The 15,422-nt window shown below is 46.1% G+C and carries 30 protein-coding genes; all 30 read right to left on the reverse strand.

The features are described 5' to 3' along the window. Positions 1-477: 477 nt before the first annotated feature. On the reverse strand, positions 478-864 hold the full coding sequence (gene rplQ, locus ACKLNH_RS20025) for a 50S ribosomal protein L17 (RefSeq protein ID WP_413114039.1): 387 nt from the start codon (positions 862-864) through the stop codon (positions 478-480). A 37-nt stretch (positions 865-901) separates the two neighbouring features. After that, positions 902-1,891 carry a DNA-directed RNA polymerase subunit alpha gene (locus ACKLNH_RS20030; RefSeq protein WP_413114040.1) on the reverse strand — a complete coding sequence of 330 codons (990 nt, stop codon included), beginning with the start codon at positions 1,889-1,891 and terminating at the stop codon, positions 902-904. 23 nt (positions 1,892-1,914) lie between these two features. After that, positions 1,915-2,535 (reverse strand): 30S ribosomal protein S4, encoded by a 621-nt coding sequence (gene rpsD / locus ACKLNH_RS20035; protein ID WP_413114041.1) that lies wholly within the window; start codon positions 2,533-2,535, stop codon positions 1,915-1,917. 27 nt (positions 2,536-2,562) lie between these two features. Next, a complete protein-coding gene (gene rpsK / locus ACKLNH_RS20040; protein WP_027251961.1) occupies positions 2,563-2,952 on the reverse strand; it encodes a 30S ribosomal protein S11 in 390 nt (129 codons plus the stop codon). Between the two features lie 19 nt (positions 2,953-2,971). Further along, the gene (rpsM, locus tag ACKLNH_RS20045; protein ID WP_413114042.1) at positions 2,972-3,328 is read right to left on the reverse strand and encodes a 30S ribosomal protein S13; all 357 of its coding nucleotides are present in this window, start codon (positions 3,326-3,328) and stop codon (positions 2,972-2,974) included. A gap of 150 nt (positions 3,329-3,478) precedes the next feature. Next, a complete protein-coding gene (gene rpmJ / locus ACKLNH_RS20050) occupies positions 3,479-3,592 on the reverse strand; it encodes a 50S ribosomal protein L36 (RefSeq protein WP_000868186.1) in 114 nt (37 codons plus the stop codon). Positions 3,593-3,622: 30 nt separating this feature from the next. Then, complete coding sequence (gene secY / locus ACKLNH_RS20055; protein WP_413114043.1) at positions 3,623-4,948, reverse strand: preprotein translocase subunit SecY; 1,326 nt, start codon at positions 4,946-4,948, stop codon at positions 3,623-3,625. Positions 4,949-4,970: 22 nt separating this feature from the next. Beyond that, positions 4,971-5,405, reverse strand: a complete 435-nt coding sequence (gene rplO / locus ACKLNH_RS20060; protein ID WP_413114044.1) for a 50S ribosomal protein L15 — start codon at positions 5,403-5,405, stop codon at positions 4,971-4,973. A 5-nt stretch (positions 5,406-5,410) separates the two neighbouring features. Further along, entirely contained in the window at positions 5,411-5,590 is a 180-nt protein-coding gene (rpmD, locus tag ACKLNH_RS20065; RefSeq protein ID WP_413114045.1) for a 50S ribosomal protein L30, read from the reverse strand. A gap of 5 nt (positions 5,591-5,595) precedes the next feature. Continuing rightward, the gene (rpsE, locus tag ACKLNH_RS20070; RefSeq protein WP_413114046.1) at positions 5,596-6,096 is read right to left on the reverse strand and encodes a 30S ribosomal protein S5; all 501 of its coding nucleotides are present in this window, start codon (positions 6,094-6,096) and stop codon (positions 5,596-5,598) included. Between the two features lie 12 nt (positions 6,097-6,108). Then, on the reverse strand, positions 6,109-6,462 hold the full coding sequence (rplR, locus tag ACKLNH_RS20075; protein ID WP_413114047.1) for a 50S ribosomal protein L18: 354 nt from the start codon (positions 6,460-6,462) through the stop codon (positions 6,109-6,111). Positions 6,463-6,471: 9 nt separating this feature from the next. Next, a complete protein-coding gene (gene rplF / locus ACKLNH_RS20080; RefSeq protein WP_413114048.1) occupies positions 6,472-7,005 on the reverse strand; it encodes a 50S ribosomal protein L6 in 534 nt (177 codons plus the stop codon). Positions 7,006-7,017: 12 nt separating this feature from the next. After that, positions 7,018-7,410, reverse strand: a complete 393-nt coding sequence (rpsH, locus tag ACKLNH_RS20085) for a 30S ribosomal protein S8 (RefSeq protein ID WP_413114049.1) — start codon at positions 7,408-7,410, stop codon at positions 7,018-7,020. Between the two features lie 35 nt (positions 7,411-7,445). Further along, positions 7,446-7,751: a 30S ribosomal protein S14 gene (gene rpsN / locus ACKLNH_RS20090; RefSeq protein WP_413114050.1), complete on the reverse strand. Its 306-nt coding sequence runs from the start codon at positions 7,749-7,751 to the stop codon at positions 7,446-7,448. A 17-nt stretch (positions 7,752-7,768) separates the two neighbouring features. Then, positions 7,769-8,308 carry a 50S ribosomal protein L5 gene (gene rplE / locus ACKLNH_RS20095; protein ID WP_413114051.1) on the reverse strand — a complete coding sequence of 180 codons (540 nt, stop codon included), beginning with the start codon at positions 8,306-8,308 and terminating at the stop codon, positions 7,769-7,771. A gap of 14 nt (positions 8,309-8,322) precedes the next feature. Continuing rightward, entirely contained in the window at positions 8,323-8,637 is a 315-nt protein-coding gene (gene rplX, locus ACKLNH_RS20100) for a 50S ribosomal protein L24 (protein ID WP_413114052.1), read from the reverse strand. 11 nt (positions 8,638-8,648) lie between these two features. Beyond that, positions 8,649-9,020, reverse strand: a complete 372-nt coding sequence (gene rplN, locus ACKLNH_RS20105) for a 50S ribosomal protein L14 (RefSeq protein ID WP_017026385.1) — start codon at positions 9,018-9,020, stop codon at positions 8,649-8,651. Positions 9,021-9,189: 169 nt separating this feature from the next. After that, a complete protein-coding gene (rpsQ, locus tag ACKLNH_RS20110) occupies positions 9,190-9,444 on the reverse strand; it encodes a 30S ribosomal protein S17 (protein WP_413114053.1) in 255 nt (84 codons plus the stop codon). After that, complete coding sequence (gene rpmC, locus ACKLNH_RS20115; protein ID WP_007469134.1) at positions 9,444-9,635, reverse strand: 50S ribosomal protein L29; 192 nt, start codon at positions 9,633-9,635, stop codon at positions 9,444-9,446. Before rpmC ends, rpsQ begins: the two co-directional genes overlap by 1 nt. Continuing rightward, complete coding sequence (rplP, locus tag ACKLNH_RS20120; RefSeq protein ID WP_087017526.1) at positions 9,635-10,045, reverse strand: 50S ribosomal protein L16; 411 nt, start codon at positions 10,043-10,045, stop codon at positions 9,635-9,637. Before rplP ends, rpmC begins: the two co-directional genes overlap by 1 nt. An 11-nt stretch (positions 10,046-10,056) precedes the next feature. After that, positions 10,057-10,752: a 30S ribosomal protein S3 gene (rpsC, locus tag ACKLNH_RS20125; RefSeq protein ID WP_413114054.1), complete on the reverse strand. Its 696-nt coding sequence runs from the start codon at positions 10,750-10,752 to the stop codon at positions 10,057-10,059. 19 nt (positions 10,753-10,771) lie between these two features. Beyond that, positions 10,772-11,104 (reverse strand): 50S ribosomal protein L22, encoded by a 333-nt coding sequence (gene rplV / locus ACKLNH_RS20130; RefSeq protein ID WP_413114055.1) that lies wholly within the window; start codon positions 11,102-11,104, stop codon positions 10,772-10,774. 14 nt (positions 11,105-11,118) lie between these two features. Continuing rightward, a complete protein-coding gene (gene rpsS, locus ACKLNH_RS20135; RefSeq protein WP_007469141.1) occupies positions 11,119-11,397 on the reverse strand; it encodes a 30S ribosomal protein S19 in 279 nt (92 codons plus the stop codon). A gap of 20 nt (positions 11,398-11,417) precedes the next feature. After that, positions 11,418-12,242 carry a 50S ribosomal protein L2 gene (gene rplB / locus ACKLNH_RS20140; protein WP_413114056.1) on the reverse strand — a complete coding sequence of 275 codons (825 nt, stop codon included), beginning with the start codon at positions 12,240-12,242 and terminating at the stop codon, positions 11,418-11,420. Between the two features lie 17 nt (positions 12,243-12,259). Continuing rightward, entirely contained in the window at positions 12,260-12,562 is a 303-nt protein-coding gene (gene rplW / locus ACKLNH_RS20145; protein ID WP_087017535.1) for a 50S ribosomal protein L23, read from the reverse strand. Further along, positions 12,559-13,161: a 50S ribosomal protein L4 gene (gene rplD / locus ACKLNH_RS20150; protein ID WP_413114057.1), complete on the reverse strand. Its 603-nt coding sequence runs from the start codon at positions 13,159-13,161 to the stop codon at positions 12,559-12,561. The genes rplW and rplD overlap by 4 nt, the downstream gene beginning before the upstream one ends. A gap of 16 nt (positions 13,162-13,177) precedes the next feature. After that, entirely contained in the window at positions 13,178-13,807 is a 630-nt protein-coding gene (gene rplC / locus ACKLNH_RS20155; RefSeq protein ID WP_413114058.1) for a 50S ribosomal protein L3, read from the reverse strand. A 16-nt stretch (positions 13,808-13,823) separates the two neighbouring features. Next, positions 13,824-14,135 carry a 30S ribosomal protein S10 gene (gene rpsJ / locus ACKLNH_RS20160; RefSeq protein ID WP_413114059.1) on the reverse strand — a complete coding sequence of 104 codons (312 nt, stop codon included), beginning with the start codon at positions 14,133-14,135 and terminating at the stop codon, positions 13,824-13,826. Between the two features lie 410 nt (positions 14,136-14,545). After that, positions 14,546-15,022 (reverse strand): bacterioferritin, encoded by a 477-nt coding sequence (gene bfr / locus ACKLNH_RS20165; RefSeq protein WP_413114060.1) that lies wholly within the window; start codon positions 15,020-15,022, stop codon positions 14,546-14,548. A 76-nt stretch (positions 15,023-15,098) separates the two neighbouring features. Continuing rightward, positions 15,099-15,290 carry a (2Fe-2S)-binding protein gene (locus ACKLNH_RS20170; protein WP_413114061.1) on the reverse strand — a complete coding sequence of 64 codons (192 nt, stop codon included), beginning with the start codon at positions 15,288-15,290 and terminating at the stop codon, positions 15,099-15,101. Between the last annotated feature and the right edge of the window lie 132 nt (positions 15,291-15,422).

Below are 15,422 nucleotides of genomic sequence, written 5' to 3' on the forward strand. Positions count from 1 at the left end.
TCAGGGAGGCGAATAATACGCTTTCCTGATGTGATGTCAATAAGTAATTTTAAGTTTCTTCAAAACCACTTTTTCACACCCCTCTTTCGAGGCTGACTCTAAACAACATTGCTTTTCAGCGCTGCGCTCCGTGTCAGTGAGGCGGCATTATAGAGATCTAGCTCACGCTGACAAGTCCTTTTTCCGCTTTTTTTTGCTTTTTCTATGCGTTTGTTCAAAGTTCCCTCACCAAACCTCTTTTCTGTGCACTTTTCATGCAAATGTGAGTATCGTTTCAATTCAAGACCAAATATATGATGGCAATTTTAATCTTATATAGAGAGCTACTCACTGCTTTTATAACGTGAGCATTAAAAAGAGAGTTTAAGAAAAGGATTAACAAATAATAGGGGAATAGCTGAAAGGTTTTCATTTTCAAATTGCAATAAAAAAGCCGGGACAAGCCCGGCTTTTTTTATCTCAGTCTAAAACAAATGCTTATTCAGCAGCTGCTTCTTCTTGAGCTTCTGGACGATCTACTAGCTCGATGAAAGCCATAGGGGCTTTATCACCTGCACGGAAACCGCATTTTAAAATGCGAGTATAACCGCCGGCGCGAGCAGCAAAACGTGGACCCAGTTCGTTAAATAGTTTCGCAACTACTTCGTTATCACGAGTACGAGCGAACGCTAGACGACGGTTAGCAACACTGTCTGTCTTAGCTAATGTAATCAACGGCTCAACTACGCGACGTAGCTCTTTTGCTTTTGGTAAAGTCGTCTTGATAATTTCGTGACGAACCAATGAGCTAGCCATGTTGCTGAACATCGCTTTGCGATGACTGCTATTGCGGTTGAGTTGACGACCACTCTTACGATGGCGCATGACCTAATCCTTCTAACTAAGTAATCAGTATATCTGATTAATTTTCAGCGATTGATGCCGGTGGCCAGTTCTCAAGGCGCATGCCAAGAGATAGACCGCGAGATGCAAGAACATCCTTAATCTCAGTAAGAGATTTCTTACCAAGGTTAGGTGTTTTAAGCAGCTCAACTTCGGTACGCTGAACCAGATCACCAATATAGTGGATCGCTTCTGCTTTCAAACAATTAGCAGAGCGAACAGTTAGTTCAAGATCGTCGACAGGACGCAGCAGGATCGGATCGAACTCAGGCTTCTCTTCTTTCTCCTCAGGAACTCGTACATCACGAAGATCTACGAATGCGTCTAGCTGTTCAGCAAGAATAGTTGCTGCACGGCGAATCGCTTCCTCAGGTTCAAGAGTACCGTTGGTCTCCATATCGATAACCAGCTTATCTAAATCAGTACGTTGTTCAACACGTGCTGCTTCTACAGAGTAGGCAATACGGTCAACTGGACTGAAAGTTGAATCCACTAGTAGACGACCAATAGGACGCTCGTCTTCTTCGGTATGGATACGTGCTGATGCAGGTACGTAGCCGCGACCACGTTCTACCTTGATGCGCATGCTAATATCAGCATTGTCATCAGTGATATGGCAGATCACGTGTTCAGGGTTCGCAATCTCAACATCACCATCATGGGTGATGTCAGCTGCAACAACAGGGCCCGCACCAGATTTAGTCAGGGATAGAATGACTTCATCCTTCCCTTCAACCTTAACAGCTAGGCCTTTAAGGTTGAGAAGAATTTCAAGAATATCTTCTTGAATTCCTTCTTTGGTACTGTACTCGTGCAGTACACCATCGATTTCCACTTCAGTGACGGCACAACCCGGCATAGAAGAAAGAAGAATACGGCGTAGCGCGTTACCAAGAGTGTGGCCGAAACCACGCTCTAGTGGCTCAAGAGTTACCTTTGCATGCGTCGTATTAACTTGTTCGATATCAACAAGACGCGGCTTTAGAAATTCTGTTACAGAACCCTGCATTATGTCCTCTCTTTTGTTCAGCCTTACTTAGAGTAAAGCTCGACGATCAGGTGTTCATTGATGTCAGCAGACAAATCTGAACGTTCTGGTAGGCGCTTGAAAGTACCTTCCATCTTGTTGCTGTCTACTTCGATCCAAGTTGGTAGCTCGCGTTGGGTAGCAACTTCTAGTGCACCTTTAATACGCGCTTGGTTCTTAGCTTTCTCGCGAATGCTAATTACGTCGTTAGCTTTAACCTTGAATGAAGGAATGTTAACAACTTGACCATTTACCAGGATCGCTTTGTGGCTTACCAGCTGACGTGATTCAGCACGAGTTGAGCCGAAGCCCATGCGGTAAACAACGTTATCCAGACGACCTTCCAGAAGCTGAAGCAGGTTTTCACCTGTGTTGCCTTTCAGGCGTGCAGCATCTTTATAGTAGTTACGGAATTGTTTTTCCAGTACGCCATACATACGACGAACTTTTTGCTTCTCACGAAGCTGAACGCCATAATCAGACAGACGACCGCGACGAGCGCCGTGTACGCCTGGGGCGTTATCAATTTTACACTTGGTATCGATCGCGCGGATGCCAGACTTAAGGAATAAGTCGGTACCTTCACGACGGCTAAGCTTCAGCTTAGGACCCAAATATCTTGCCATGATTCTTCTCCAATATTCCTAGAAACGTTATACGCGACGTTTCTTAGGTGGACGACAACCGTTATGAGGGATCGGAGTCGCATCAACAATGTTAGTGATACGGAAACCCGCAGCGTTTAGAGCGCGGATTGTAGACTCACGACCTGGACCTGGGCCCTTAACCATAACTTCCAGGTTCTTAACGCCATATTCTTTGGCCATTTCACCACAACGCTCAGCAGCAACCTGTGCAGCGAACGGAGTAGATTTACGAGAACCACGGAAACCAGAACCACCTGCAGTAGCCCATGCTAGAGCATTACCTTGACGGTCAGTAATGGTTACGATTGTGTTGTTGAAAGAAGCATGGATGTGCGCGACACCGTCCGCTACTTGCTTACGTACGCGCTTACGAGCGCGAGTTGGTTGTTTTGCCATTGTACTCTACCTTATCCGACTATTTTTTGATCGGCTTGCGCGGACCCTTACGGGTACGTGCGTTGGTTTTAGTACGCTGTCCACGTAGAGGTAGACTGCGACGGTGACGAAGACCACGGTAACAACCAAGGTCCATTAGACGCTTGATGTTCATGGAGACTTCACGACGTAGGTCGCCTTCTACGGTGTACTTGGCAACACCATCACGCAGAATGTCGATCTGCTCTTCAGTCAGTTCACTGATCTTAATGCTTTCAGCAATACCCGCTTCAGCTAGAATAGCTTGAGAACGAGTCTTACCGATGCCATAAATCGCAGTAAGTGCGATTACAGCATGCTTCTGATCAGGAATGTTAATGCCTGCTATACGGGCCACTATTCACTCCTAGTACTTTCATAAGTAGAACCGCTGCAAAGCCCGTCGAGGATACGCAGCGGCTGGATACCACTTCTTCTGTGTGCAACAAAAGATGGGCTGACGATTATAGTCAGCTCATCCCTGTCTTGCAACTAAAAATTTCTGCTATTAGCCTTGGCGCTGCTTGTGCTTTGGCTCACTGCAAATTACACGCACAACACCGTTGCGCTTGATAACTTTACAGTTACGGCAGATTTTCTTAACGGAAGCACGAACTTTCATTACTAAACTCCGTAAAAGTAACCGAATGGCTTAATTGCCTTTCAGGTTAGCCTTCTTCAAAACTGACTCATACTGCTGAGACATCAAATGTGTCTGCACTTGAGCCATAAAGTCCATGATTACAACAACTACGATAAGTAGCGACGTACCACCAAAATAGAATTGTACGTTCCATGCAATCATCATGAACTCGGGGATCAGACAGATAAAGGTAATGTACATCGCACCAACCAAGGTTAGGCGGGTCATTACTTTATCAATGTATCTTGCGGTCTGCTCACCCGGGCGAATACCAGGTACGAACGCACCAGACTTCTTCAAGTTGTCTGCTGTCTCACGCGGGTTAAACACCAGCGCGGTATAGAAGAAACAGAAGAAAATAATCGCAGCTGCATATAGCATCACATACAATGGTTGACCAGGGCTGAGTGCCAATGACACGTCCGTTAACCAACCAAATGTACCTTCACCATTACCGCCGAACCATTGGGCCAACGTTCCTGGGAATAGAATAATACTAGATGCAAAAATTGCCGGGATTACACCTGCCATATTAATTTTAAGTGGCAAATGTGTGCTTTGCGCTGCAAAAACACGTCGACCTTGTTGGCGTTTTGCATAGTTGACAACGATTTTACGCTGACCACGCTCCATAAACACCACAAAATAGACAACCGCAAATGACAATACTGCAATTAATAGTAAAAGAAGTACGTGCAATTCACCTTGACGCGCTTGCTCAATAGTCTGTCCGATCGCAGGTGGCAAACCCGCGGCAATACCGGTGAAGATAATCAACGATATACCATTACCAATGCCGCGTTCTGTTACTTGCTCACCTAACCACATTAAGAACATGGTACCGGTAACCAAACTCACAACCGCAACTAGATAGAACCCAAAGCCTGGATTATTAACCAGACCAGGAATCATACTTGGTAAACCTGTCGCAATACCAATGGCTTGGAAGGTTGCCAACACGAGCGTTCCGTAGCGGGTGTACTGACTAATCTTACGACGGCCAGATTCACCTTCTTTCTTCAACTCAGCAAGAGTTGGATGTACTACGGTTAGCAGCTGGATAACAATTGACGCCGAAATATACGGCATGATACCCAGCGCTAAAATTGAAGCTCGTTCAAGAGCACCACCAGAGAACATGTTAAACATCTCTATGATGGTGCCTTGTTGCTGTTCGAACAGTTCAGCAAGGACAGCAGCGTCAATACCAGGAATAGGCACAAAAGAGCCTGCTCGGAAAATTAAGATCGCAATCGCTACGAATAACAATCGTGATTTAAGTTCGGCTAGGCCGCCTTGTGCACTACGAAAATCTTGTCCTGGTTGTTTAGCCATCTGTACCTCATCCTCGAGTTAATTATTCCTCGATTTTACCGCCCGCAGCTTCGATCGCAGCTTTTGCGCCTTTGGTTACGCGTAGACCTTTAACAGTCACTGAGCGAGCAATTTCACCAGAAAGAACAATTTTTGCAAATTGAATATTCTTAGTGATAAGACCTGCTTGCTTCAACGTGTTTAGATCAACTACGTCACCTTCGACTTTCGCTAGTTCGCTTAGACGAACTTCAGCTGATACCAGGCTTTTACGCGAAGTAAAACCGAATTTTGGTAGACGCTGTTTCAAAGGCATTTGACCGCCTTCAAAGCCTGGACGTACAGAACCACCTGAACGTGATTTCTGACCCTTGTGACCACGGCCACCAGTTTTACCCAGACCTGAACCGATACCACGGCCTACGCGCTTCGCAGAAGACTTAGAACCCGCAGCCGGTGATAGAGTATTCAAACGCATTCTGATTACTCCTCAACTTTAACCATATACTGAACTTTGTTGATCATGCCGCGTACGCAAGCAGTATCTTCAAGTTCAACGGTGTGGTTGATGCGACGTAGACCCAAACCACGCAAAGTAGCTTTATGCTTCGGCAAACGACCGATAGAGCTCTTTGTCTGTGTTACTTTAATTGTCTTAGCCATGTCGATTACTCCAGAATTTCTTTAACAGAAAGACCGCGCTTAGCCGCAACCATTTCTGGAGAGTTCATACCACTCAAACCATCAATAGTCGCGCGAACGATGTTGATTGGGTTTGTTGAACCGTATGCTTTAGCCAGAACGTTGTGGACACCCGCAACTTCTAGCACTGCACGCATCGCACCACCTGCGATGATACCGGTACCTTCTGATGCAGGTTGCATGTACACTTTAGAACCAGTGTGGCGACCTTTAACAGCGTGGTGTAGAGTACCATCGTTAAGCGATACCGTAACCATGTTACGACGTGCTTTTTCCATTGCTTTTTGAATCGCAGCAGGTACTTCACGGGCTTTGCCGTAACCGAAACCTACGCGACCATTGCCATCACCGACTACGGTTAGTGCGGTGAAGCTGAAAATGCGACCACCTTTAACCGTTTTTGAAACACGGTTAACAGCAATCAGCTTTTCTTGCAAATCAGATTGTTGATTCTTTTCGTTAGCCATCTTCCGCCTACCTTAGAATTTCAGACCAGCTTCACGAGCAGCTTCTGCTAGTGCAGCCACGCGGCCGTGGTATTGGAAACCGGAGCGATCGAAAGCAACGTCAGAAACGCCTTTTTCAATCGCACGCTCAGCAATAGTTTTACCAACTAGTGCAGCAGCGTCTTTATTACCGGCGCTCTTAACCTGCTCACGGATCGCTTTTTCTACGGTAGAAGCGGCAGCGATAACCTCAGAGCCATTTGGTGCGATTACCTGAGCATACACGTGACGTGGAGTACGGTGTATAACTAGGCGAGTTGCACCCAGCTCAGCAATCTTGCGGCGTGCGCGGGTCGCACGACGGATACGAGATGCTTTCTTATCCATAGTGTTACCTTACTTCTTCTTAGCTTCTTTAGTACGCACGATTTCATCGGCGTAACGAACACCTTTACCTTTATAAGGTTCAGGGCTACGGTATGCGCGGATATCCGCAGCTACTTGGCCTACCAACTGTTTGTCGCAACCAGAGATCACGATTTCAGTTTGAGAAGGGCACTCAGCTTTGATACCTGCTGGTAGTTCGTGCTCAACTGGGTGAGAGAAGCCAAGGGTTAGACCTACAGCGTTGCCTTTAATGGCAGCACGGTAACCCACACCTTTCAGTGTTAGTTTCTTAGTGAAACCTTCAGTAACACCCACAACCATGCTATTTACTAGTGCACGAGCAGTACCTGCTTGTGCCCAAGCGTTAACGAAACCTTCGCGCGGAGCGAAAGTCATTTGGCTGTCTTCCTGGCTGATTACTACTGCAGGGTTAAAAGTACGAACTAGTTCGCCTTTAGCGCCTTTAACAGTAACTTCCTGACCGTTCAGTTTAACTTCTACGCCGGCAGGAATAGCTACTGGTGCTTTTGCAACACGAGACATATTCTACTCCTATTAAGCTACGTAGCAGATAATTTCACCGCCAAGACCCGCTTTGCGAGCAGCGCGGTCGGTCATAAGACCCTTGGAAGTGGATACCACAGCAACACCCAAACCGCCCATCACGCTTGGAAGTGCATCTTTTTTCTTGTAGATGCGCAGACCAGGACGTGAAACACGTTGGATTTGCTCGATAACTGGTTTAGCTTCGAAGTACTTAAGTGTAACTTCTAGCTCAGGCTTAACTTCGCCAGAAACAGCGTAGTCAGCCACGAAACCTTCGTCTTTTAGCAGCTTTGCAATTGCAACTTTCAGCTTAGAAGAAGGCATTTTAACAGCGACTTTGTTCGCTGCCTGACCGTTACGAATGCGGGTCAGCATATCCGAAATCGGATCTTGCATGCTCATAAGTCAATTCTCCAGTGATTCTTAACTAGCTGGGATTACCAGCTTGCTTTACGAAGACCCGGAATCTCGCCTTTCATGCAAGCTTCACGAACCTTAATACGGCTTAGACCAAATTTACGCAGGTAGCCGTGTGGACGTCCAGTCTGGTTACAGCGATTACGCTGACGAGAAGGACTAGAATCACGTGGTAGAGACTGAAGCTTTAGAACCGCATTCCAACGATCTTCTTCAGACGCATTCACGTCACTGATAGTTGCTTTTAGAGCAGCACGCTTCTCAGCGAACTGAGCAACTAATTTTGCACGCTTAGCTTCGCGTGCCTTCATAGATTCTTTAGCCATTTGAGTAACCCTTAACTTTACTTACGGAATGGGAAGTTAAAAGCAGTCAGCAGAGCACGCGCTTCTTCGTCAGAGTCTGCAGAAGTCGTGATAGTAATATCAAGACCACGCAATCGATCGATTTTATCGTATTCGATTTCTGGGAAGATAATCTGCTCACGAACGCCCATGCTGTAGTTACCACGACCATCGAATGACTTAGGGTTTAAACCACGGAAGTCACGAATACGCGGTACAGCAATTGAAATTAGACGCTCGAAAAAGTCCCACATACGTTCGCCACGTAGGGTTACTTTACAGCCAATAGGGTAGCCCTCACGGATCTTAAAGCCAGCGACAGAGCGACGTGCTTTAGTGATCAGTGGCTTTTGACCAGCGATAGCCGCTAGGTCAGACACTGAATTTTCAAGCAGTTTCTTGTCGTTGATTGCTTCGCCCACACCCATGTTAAGTGTGATCTTTTCGATCCTTGGGACTTGCATGATGCTCTTGTATTCGAACTTGTCAGCAAGCTCTTTTACAACAGTCTCTTTGTAGTAATCATGCAGTTTCGCCATAGTACTACTCCAAATTACTTAATAGTTTCGCCATTAGATTTAAAGAAACGCACTTTTTTGCCTTCTTCGAATCTGAAGCCTACACGGTCCGCTTTACCAGTAGCCGCGTTAAAGATTGCAATGTTAGAAGCATCAATTGCTGCTTCTTTTTCAACAATGCCACCCTGGAGACCAAGAGCCGGTACAGGCTTTTGGTGTTTTTTCACCAGGTTGATACCTTCAACGATAACTTTACCGGTTTCAAGAACCTTAGTTACTTTACCTTTCTTACCTTTGTCTTTGCCGGTAAGAACGATAACTTCGTCGTTGCGACGGATTTTAGCTGCCATTGTATCGCTCCTTAAAGAACTTCAGGCGCAAGTGAAACAATCTTCATGAATTTCGCATTACGAAGTTCACGAGTCACTGGGCCAAAGATACGAGTTCCAACTGGTTGCTCGGTATTGTCATTCAACAATACACAAGCGTTACGGTCGAAACGAATGACAGAGCCGTCTGGACGACGTACGCCTTTACGGGTGCGCACTACCACCGCTTTCAGAACATCACCTTTTTTAACTTTACCGCGAGGAATTGCTTCCTTCACTGTAACTTTAATGATGTCACCGATATGTGCATAGCGGCGGTGAGAACCACCCAGGACCTTAATACACATTACTCTGCGAGCGCCGGAGTTATCGGCTGCGTCCAGCGTACTTTGCATTTGGATCATGTTTAGTGCTCCGCTAAATAAATCATCTAGACCCTCTCGGGTCGGGTTGCCTTATAACTTAAGGGCGGCGAATTATAACACCCTAATAGGCACTTGAATAGACAAAAAATAAACGACCCCGACAAAAAACGGGGTCGCTTTGTCTAAGTATATTGAAAAAGTACGAAAATTAACCGCGTGCTTTTTCTACTACGCGTACCAAAGTCCAAGATTTTTTCTTAGACAGTGGACGGCACTCTTTGATCTCAACTAGATCGCCTTCGCGACATTCGTTGATTTCATCGTGTGCGTGTAGTTTAGTCGTACGCTTGATGAACTTCCCGTAGATTGGGTGTTTCACCATACGCTCGATAGCAACAACGATAGACTTATCCATCTTGTTACTTACAACACGACCTTGCTGAGTACGAATCTTATCGCTCATTATGCACCCGCCTTCTCAGTCAGAACAGTCTTAACACGTGCGATATCGCGACGTACAGCCTTCAGAGTGTGTGTTTGTTGCAGCTGACCAGTTGCAGCCTGCATGCGCAGGTTGAACTGCTCGCGCAGTAGGTTCACAAGCTCAGCATTTAGTTCTTCAACGCTTTTAGCGCGCAGATCTTGTGCGTTCATCACATCACCGCCTTAGTTACAAATGTTGTTTTGAAAGGAAGCTTACGTGCAGCAAGGTTAAATGCTTCACGTGCCAACTCTTCAGAAACTCCATCCATTTCATAAAGAACTTTACCTGGTTGGATTTGGGCAACCCAGTATTCTACGTTACCCTTACCTTTACCCTGACGTACTTCCAACGGCTTGCTCGTAATCGGCTTGTCCGGGAATACGCGGATCCAGATTTGACCTTGACGTTTGATATGACGAGTCATAGCACGACGAGCAGCCTCAATCTGACGCGCAGTCATACGACCACGTCCAGTTGCTTTAAGACCGAACTCACCGAAACTTACGTCAGTACCTTTCGCTAGACCGCGGTTACGACCCTTATGAGTCTTGCGGAATTTAGTGCGTTTTGGTTGCAGCATCTATAGACTCCTTACTTACGGCCTTTGCGCTGTTTCTTAGGCTTGTCAGCCTTAGGTTCAGCGTTAGCAAGTGGCATACCGCCTAGAACTTCGCCTTTGAAGATCCAAACTTTAATACCAATTACACCGTATTGAGTGTGAGCAGAAGAAGTTGCGTAGTCGATGTCAGCACGCAGCGTGTGTAGTGGCACGTTACCTTCACGGTACCATTCAGTACGCGCGATTTCAGCACCACCAAGACGGCCGCTAACTTCGATCTTAATACCCTTCGCACCAAGACGCATCGCATTTTGTACCGCACGCTTCATAGCGCGACGGAACATAACACGACGTTCTAGTTGTGACGCAATGCTGTCACCAACTAGTTGTGCATCTAGCTCAGGCTTACGTACTTCTGCGATGTTAATTTGAGCAGGCACGCCTGCAATTTTAGCAACGCGAGCGCGTAGTTTCTCTACGTCTTCACCTTTCTTACCAATAACAACACCTGGGCGAGCAGTGTGAATAGTCACACGGATGCTCTTAGCAGGGCGCTCGATAATGATGCGTGACACAGACGCTTTTTTCAGTTCGCTTGTCAGGAACTGACGTACCTTGAAGTCGCCGTCTAGGTTGTCAGCGAACTCTTGGCTATTAGCATACCAAGTGGTGTTCCATGGCTTGACGATGCCAAGACGAATACCATTAGGATGTACTTTTTGACCCATTGCTTTCTCTCCTAGTCTCTTAGCGGTCAGCTACAACAATAGTGATGTGGCTTGAACGCTTCAAGATACGGTCGGCACGGCCTTTTGCACGAGGCATAATGCGCTTCATGGTTGGACCTTCGTCAACGAAGATTTTTGCGACATTAAGATCATCAATGTCAGCGCCTTCGTTGTGTTCAGCGTTAGCGATAGCAGATTCCAGAACCTTCTTAACTAGGTCAGCAGCTTTTTTGTTGCTGAAAGTTAGAATTTCTAGGGCTTGTGCAACAGTTTTACCGCGCACTTGATCCGCAACCAAACGAGCTTTCTGCGGCGAGATGCGAGCAAAGCGATGTTTAGCGATAGCTTCCATTACCTATACTCCTCTTAGCGCTTCTTAGCTTTCTTATCCGCAGCATGACCGCGGTAAGTACGTGTTGGTGCAAATTCGCCTAGCTTGTGACCGATCATTTCTTCAGAAACGAAAACGGGTACGTGCTGACGACCATTATGGACAGCGATGGTCAAACCGATCATTTGTGGAATGATCATTGAACGACGGGACCAAGTCTTAACAGGCTTTTTGTCTCCGCTTTCCACCGCTTTCTCTACCTTCTTCAGCAAGTGCAGGTCAATAAAAGGACCTTTCTTGAGAGAACGTGGCATGGCTTATCCTCGAATAATAATTACTTGTTACGACGACGTACAATGTACTTGTCGGTACGTTTGTTCTTACGGGTTTTGTAACCCTTAGTAGGAACACCCCAAGGTGAAACTGGGTGACGACCGCCTGATGTACGACCTTCACCACCACCGTGTGGGTGATCAACTGGGTTCATTACTACACCACGTACGGTTGGACGTACGCCGCGCCAGCGTGAAGCACCAGCTTTACCCAGTTCACGTAACATGTGCTCTGAGTTACCAACTTCACCAAGAGTCGCACGACCCTCAGAAAGAACTTTACGCATTTCACCAGAACGTAGACGGATAGTTACATAAGAACCATCACGAGCAACGATCTGTGCGTATGCACCAGCTGAACGAGCCAGCTGAGCACCTTTACCAGGCTTAAGCTCAACGTTATGTACAGTTGAACCTACTGGGATGTTGCGCATTGGTAGGGTGTTACCTACTTTAATTGCAGCATCAACGCCAGATTGAATCTGGTCACCAGCGTTTAGGCCTTTTGGTGCAATAATGTAACGACGCTCACCGTCACGGTATAGTACCAGTGCGATGTGTGCGCTACGGTTTGGATCATATTCCAAACGCTCTACAACAGCTGGGATGCCGTCTTTAGTACGTTTAAAATCGATTACACGGTAGTGCTGCTTGTTACCGCCACCGATGTGACGAACAGTGATACGACCGTTATTGTTACGACCACCTGTTTTAGATTTTTTCTCTAAAAGTGGTGCGTACGGCTTACCCTTGTGCAGGTCAGAGTTAACCACTTTAACTACGTGGCGACGACCTGGGGAAGTCGGCTTACATTTAACAATAGCCATTCTTCAATCTCCTCGTCTTACTCTGCGCTACCAGCGAAGTCGATGTCTTGACCTTCTTTCAAGATAACATACGCTTTTTTGACGTCTGAACGACGACCTTGACGCATACCTTGACGTTTGGTCTTACCCTTAGTGATAAGAGTATTTACAGACTTAACTTCAACCTCAAACAGTTTCTCAACTGCCGCTTTGATCTCACGCTTAGTTGCGTCCATTGCTACTTTGAATACGATAGTGTTACCGTTTTCTGCAGCCATGGTTGCTTTCTCAGAGATATGCGGAGCACGTAGAACTTTTAAAATACGCTCTTCAGTGATCATGCTAACATCTCCTCAACTTGTTTAACTGCAGCTGCAGTCATCACAATTTTGTCAAAAGCGATCAAGCTAACTGGGTCGATACCTGCAGCGTCACGTACGTCTACTTTGTAGATGTTACGTGCAGCTAGGAATAGATTCTCATCTACTTCGCCAGTTACGATAAGTGCATCAGTAAGCTCAAGCTCTTTTAGCTTAGCAACTAGTGCTTTTGTTTTTGGTGCTTCTACTGAGAACTCATCAACAACGATTAGACGCTCTTGACGAACTAGCTCAGAAAGAATGCTCTTAAGAGCACCACGGTACATTTTCTTGTTAACTTTCTGGCTGTGGTCCTGTGGACGAGCTGCGAAAGTTACACCACCGCTGCGCCAAATTGGGCTACGGATTGTACCAGCACGGGCGCGACCAGTACCCTTCTGACGCCATGGCTTAGCACCGCCACCGGATACGTCTGAACGAGTTTTCTGAGCACGAGTACCCTGACGGGCACCAGCTGCGTATGCAACGACGACTTGATGAACAAGTGCTTCGTTGAATTCACGCCCAAAAGTAGACTCGGAAACAGTTAGCGCATCAGCGCCTTTTACTACCAATTCCATTACTAACTCCTCGACGTTACGCTTTAACAGCTGGTTTAACGATCACATCGCTACCGGTTGCGCCTGGTACTGCACCTTTAATAAGAAGCAGATTACGTTCAGCATCAACACGTACGATTTCTAGGTTTTGAGTCGTTACACGCTCAGCACCCATGTGACCAGCCATTTTCTTGCCTTTAAACACACGACCTGGAGTTTGACATTGGCCAATTGAACCCGGTGCACGGTGAGACAATGAGTTACCGTGGGTCATATCTTGAGTACTGAAGTTCCAACGCTTAACAGCGCCCTGGAAACCCTTACCTTTAGATGTGCCGGTAACGTCGACTTTTTTAACTTCACTGAATAGTTCAACAGTTAGCTCTGAACCTACTGCAAACTCTTCATTATTTTCTAGACGGAATTCCCAAAGACCGCGACCAGCTTCAACACCCGCTTTCGCAAAGTGACCTGCTTCTGGTTTAACAACACGGTTAGCTTTCTTCGAACCCGTAGTAACTTGGATTGCGTTGTAGCCGTCAGTTTCAACAGATTTAACCTGAGAAACGCGGTTAGCTTCAACTTCAACAACCGTTACTGGGATAGAAGCGCCTTCTTCGGTAAAGATGCGGGTCATGCCCACTTTACGACCGATTAGACCAATCATTTCTTATCTCCCTCTATTAACCTAGGCTGATTTGGACGTCAACGCCCGCAGCCAGGTCAAGACGCATCAGAGCATCAACAGTTTTATCCGTTGGCTCTACGATGTCGATAAGACGCTTGTGAGTACGAATTTCGTACTGGTCACGTGCGTCCTTATTGACGTGAGGAGAAACAAGAACAGTGAAACGCTCTTTACGCGTAGGTAGAGGGATTGGACCCTTAACCTGAGCACCAGTGCGCTTAGCTGTTTCAACGATTTCCGCAGTAGAAGCATCGATCAAACGATGATCGAACGCTTTTAGGCGGATACGAATACGTTGGTTCTGCATGAGACAGAGCTCCAATTAATTAAAATTTACACAAACAATATCGCCACTCACACTCGTATAGACGAGAGAATGCCGATTGATTCATGTGAAACCGTAGCTCCCAAATCGGGAACATTGTCAGCCAATTTAATGACTGCGAACGTAAGCTGAGTATACATTGCAAGGTGATAAACACCTTCTTCCTCACTTGCTCATTGGTTCACAACTGCAGTTACGAGATAGTAATCTCAGGCAGTGGAGCGCATTATACAGATCGAAATGGGCTTTGCAATAGCTGTAGAAAAAAAGAGCAGGCTGTTTTATCAATTCGAAAGGGCATAAAAAGGACAACCAGTGTGCCTTTTTCTATTAAAGCGGGAAGTTAGCGTTGGTTAGTGTCTCATGGTCAACAAATTGAGTGACTAAGCAGGTTACTCATCCTCAATGATTTGCGCTTGATTGAAATTAGCAATGCCCACTTTTTCTATAAGGCCCAACTGGGTTTCAAGCCAATCGACATGCTCTTCTTCATCTTCTAGGATCTCAAGAAACAAATCGCGAGACACATAATCTCTTACCGACTCTGCATACTCAATAGCGTCACGCAGATCCGGAATGGCGTCCATCTCTAGCGCTAAATCGCAGGTTAACATCTCTTTGGTATCTTCACCGATGCGTAGCCGTCCGAGATCTTGTAAGTTAGGGATACCTTCCAGAAAGAGAATACGCTCAATCAGATGATCAGCGTGAACCATCTCTTCAATGGACTCTTTGTATTCTTTCTCAGCGATGACCTTTAGACCCCAGTCTTTATACATTCTTGCATGCAAGAAATACTGATTAATCGCGATAAGTTCATTGGCGAGAATTTTGTTGAGATGTTGGATAATTTTCGGATCGGCTTTCATTACAACACACTCCTGTGACAGTTTACCTAAGTGTAGACGGTAACAGACAACAAGATGGTGAAATAAGCCGATGCAATTAACTCACTTTGCGTAGGGTCTGCTCAGCTTTAATTTGTTGCAATAGCTCTTTGGTAGGACGGACACATTTTCCGCATTGCGAGCCTAGAGGCGTAAGGCGACGAATGGATTGAACATCATAAGCATCGTGCTCGATCGCTAGTTTCACAATGGTTTTGTCTGAGATAGCATGACAAAGACAGATGTACATAATACGACTCCCGAATAACAACCCTAAATATAATCGATAATCATTATCATTACCAGTCATATTTGCGTGATTCGGCCTTCTTATACCATAAAAAAAGGGAAGCCTAAGCTCCCCTTTTTTAGTTACAGATAT

Source organism: Thaumasiovibrio clandestinus, from assembly GCF_047250365.1.
GTDB lineage: Bacteria > Pseudomonadota > Gammaproteobacteria > Enterobacterales > Vibrionaceae > Thaumasiovibrio.

What these genes read in the sequence shown, in the direction of transcription:
- rplQ (WP_413114039.1), bottom strand. Translation starts at nt 864, where the DNA reads ATGCGCCATCGTAAGAGTGGTCGTCAACTCAACCGCAATAGCAGTCAT.
- ACKLNH_RS20030 (WP_413114040.1), bottom strand. Translation starts at nt 1,891, where the DNA reads ATGCAGGGTTCTGTAACAGAATTTCTAAAGCCGCGTCTTGTTGATATC.
- rpsD (WP_413114041.1), bottom strand. Translation starts at nt 2,535, where the DNA reads ATGGCAAGATATTTGGGTCCTAAGCTGAAGCTTAGCCGTCGTGAAGGT.
- rpsK (WP_027251961.1), bottom strand. Translation starts at nt 2,952, where the DNA reads ATGGCAAAACAACCAACTCGCGCTCGTAAGCGCGTACGTAAGCAAGTA.
- rpmJ (WP_000868186.1), bottom strand. Translation starts at nt 3,592, where the DNA reads ATGAAAGTTCGTGCTTCCGTTAAGAAAATCTGCCGTAACTGTAAAGTT.
- secY (WP_413114043.1), bottom strand. Translation starts at nt 4,948, where the DNA reads ATGGCTAAACAACCAGGACAAGATTTTCGTAGTGCACAAGGCGGCCTA.
- rplO (WP_413114044.1), bottom strand. Translation starts at nt 5,405, where the DNA reads ATGCGTTTGAATACTCTATCACCGGCTGCGGGTTCTAAGTCTTCTGCG.
- rpmD (WP_413114045.1), bottom strand. Translation starts at nt 5,590, where the DNA reads ATGGCTAAGACAATTAAAGTAACACAGACAAAGAGCTCTATCGGTCGT.
- rpsE (WP_413114046.1), bottom strand. Translation starts at nt 6,096, where the DNA reads ATGGCTAACGAAAAGAATCAACAATCTGATTTGCAAGAAAAGCTGATT.
- rplR (WP_413114047.1), bottom strand. Translation starts at nt 6,462, where the DNA reads ATGGATAAGAAAGCATCTCGTATCCGTCGTGCGACCCGCGCACGCCGC.
- rplF (WP_413114048.1), bottom strand. Translation starts at nt 7,005, where the DNA reads ATGTCTCGTGTTGCAAAAGCACCAGTAGCTATTCCTGCCGGCGTAGAA.
- rpsH (WP_413114049.1), bottom strand. Translation starts at nt 7,410, where the DNA reads ATGAGCATGCAAGATCCGATTTCGGATATGCTGACCCGCATTCGTAAC.
- rpsN (WP_413114050.1), bottom strand. Translation starts at nt 7,751, where the DNA reads ATGGCTAAAGAATCTATGAAGGCACGCGAAGCTAAGCGTGCAAAATTA.
- rplE (WP_413114051.1), bottom strand. Translation starts at nt 8,308, where the DNA reads ATGGCGAAACTGCATGATTACTACAAAGAGACTGTTGTAAAAGAGCTT.
- rplX (WP_413114052.1), bottom strand. Translation starts at nt 8,637, where the DNA reads ATGGCAGCTAAAATCCGTCGCAACGACGAAGTTATCGTTCTTACCGGC.
- rplN (WP_017026385.1), bottom strand. Translation starts at nt 9,020, where the DNA reads ATGATCCAAATGCAAAGTACGCTGGACGCAGCCGATAACTCCGGCGCT.
- rpsQ (WP_413114053.1), bottom strand. Translation starts at nt 9,444, where the DNA reads ATGAGCGATAAGATTCGTACTCAGCAAGGTCGTGTTGTAAGTAACAAG.
- rpmC (WP_007469134.1), bottom strand. Translation starts at nt 9,635, where the DNA reads ATGAACGCACAAGATCTGCGCGCTAAAAGCGTTGAAGAACTAAATGCT.
- rplP (WP_087017526.1), bottom strand. Translation starts at nt 10,045, where the DNA reads ATGCTGCAACCAAAACGCACTAAATTCCGCAAGACTCATAAGGGTCGT.
- rpsC (WP_413114054.1), bottom strand. Translation starts at nt 10,752, where the DNA reads ATGGGTCAAAAAGTACATCCTAATGGTATTCGTCTTGGCATCGTCAAG.
- rplV (WP_413114055.1), bottom strand. Translation starts at nt 11,104, where the DNA reads ATGGAAGCTATCGCTAAACATCGCTTTGCTCGCATCTCGCCGCAGAAA.
- rpsS (WP_007469141.1), bottom strand. Translation starts at nt 11,397, where the DNA reads ATGCCACGTTCTCTCAAGAAAGGTCCTTTTATTGACCTGCACTTGCTG.
- rplB (WP_413114056.1), bottom strand. Translation starts at nt 12,242, where the DNA reads ATGGCTATTGTTAAATGTAAGCCGACTTCCCCAGGTCGTCGCCACGTA.
- rplW (WP_087017535.1), bottom strand. Translation starts at nt 12,562, where the DNA reads ATGATCACTGAAGAGCGTATTTTAAAAGTTCTACGTGCTCCGCATATC.
- rplD (WP_413114057.1), bottom strand. Translation starts at nt 13,161, where the DNA reads ATGGAATTGGTAGTAAAAGGCGCTGATGCGCTAACTGTTTCCGAGTCT.
- rplC (WP_413114058.1), bottom strand. Translation starts at nt 13,807, where the DNA reads ATGATTGGTCTAATCGGTCGTAAAGTGGGCATGACCCGCATCTTTACC.
- rpsJ (WP_413114059.1), bottom strand. Translation starts at nt 14,135, where the DNA reads ATGCAGAACCAACGTATTCGTATCCGCCTAAAAGCGTTCGATCATCGT.
- bfr (WP_413114060.1), bottom strand. Translation starts at nt 15,022, where the DNA reads ATGAAAGCCGATCCGAAAATTATCCAACATCTCAACAAAATTCTCGCC.
- ACKLNH_RS20170 (WP_413114061.1), bottom strand. Translation starts at nt 15,290, where the DNA reads ATGTACATCTGTCTTTGTCATGCTATCTCAGACAAAACCATTGTGAAA.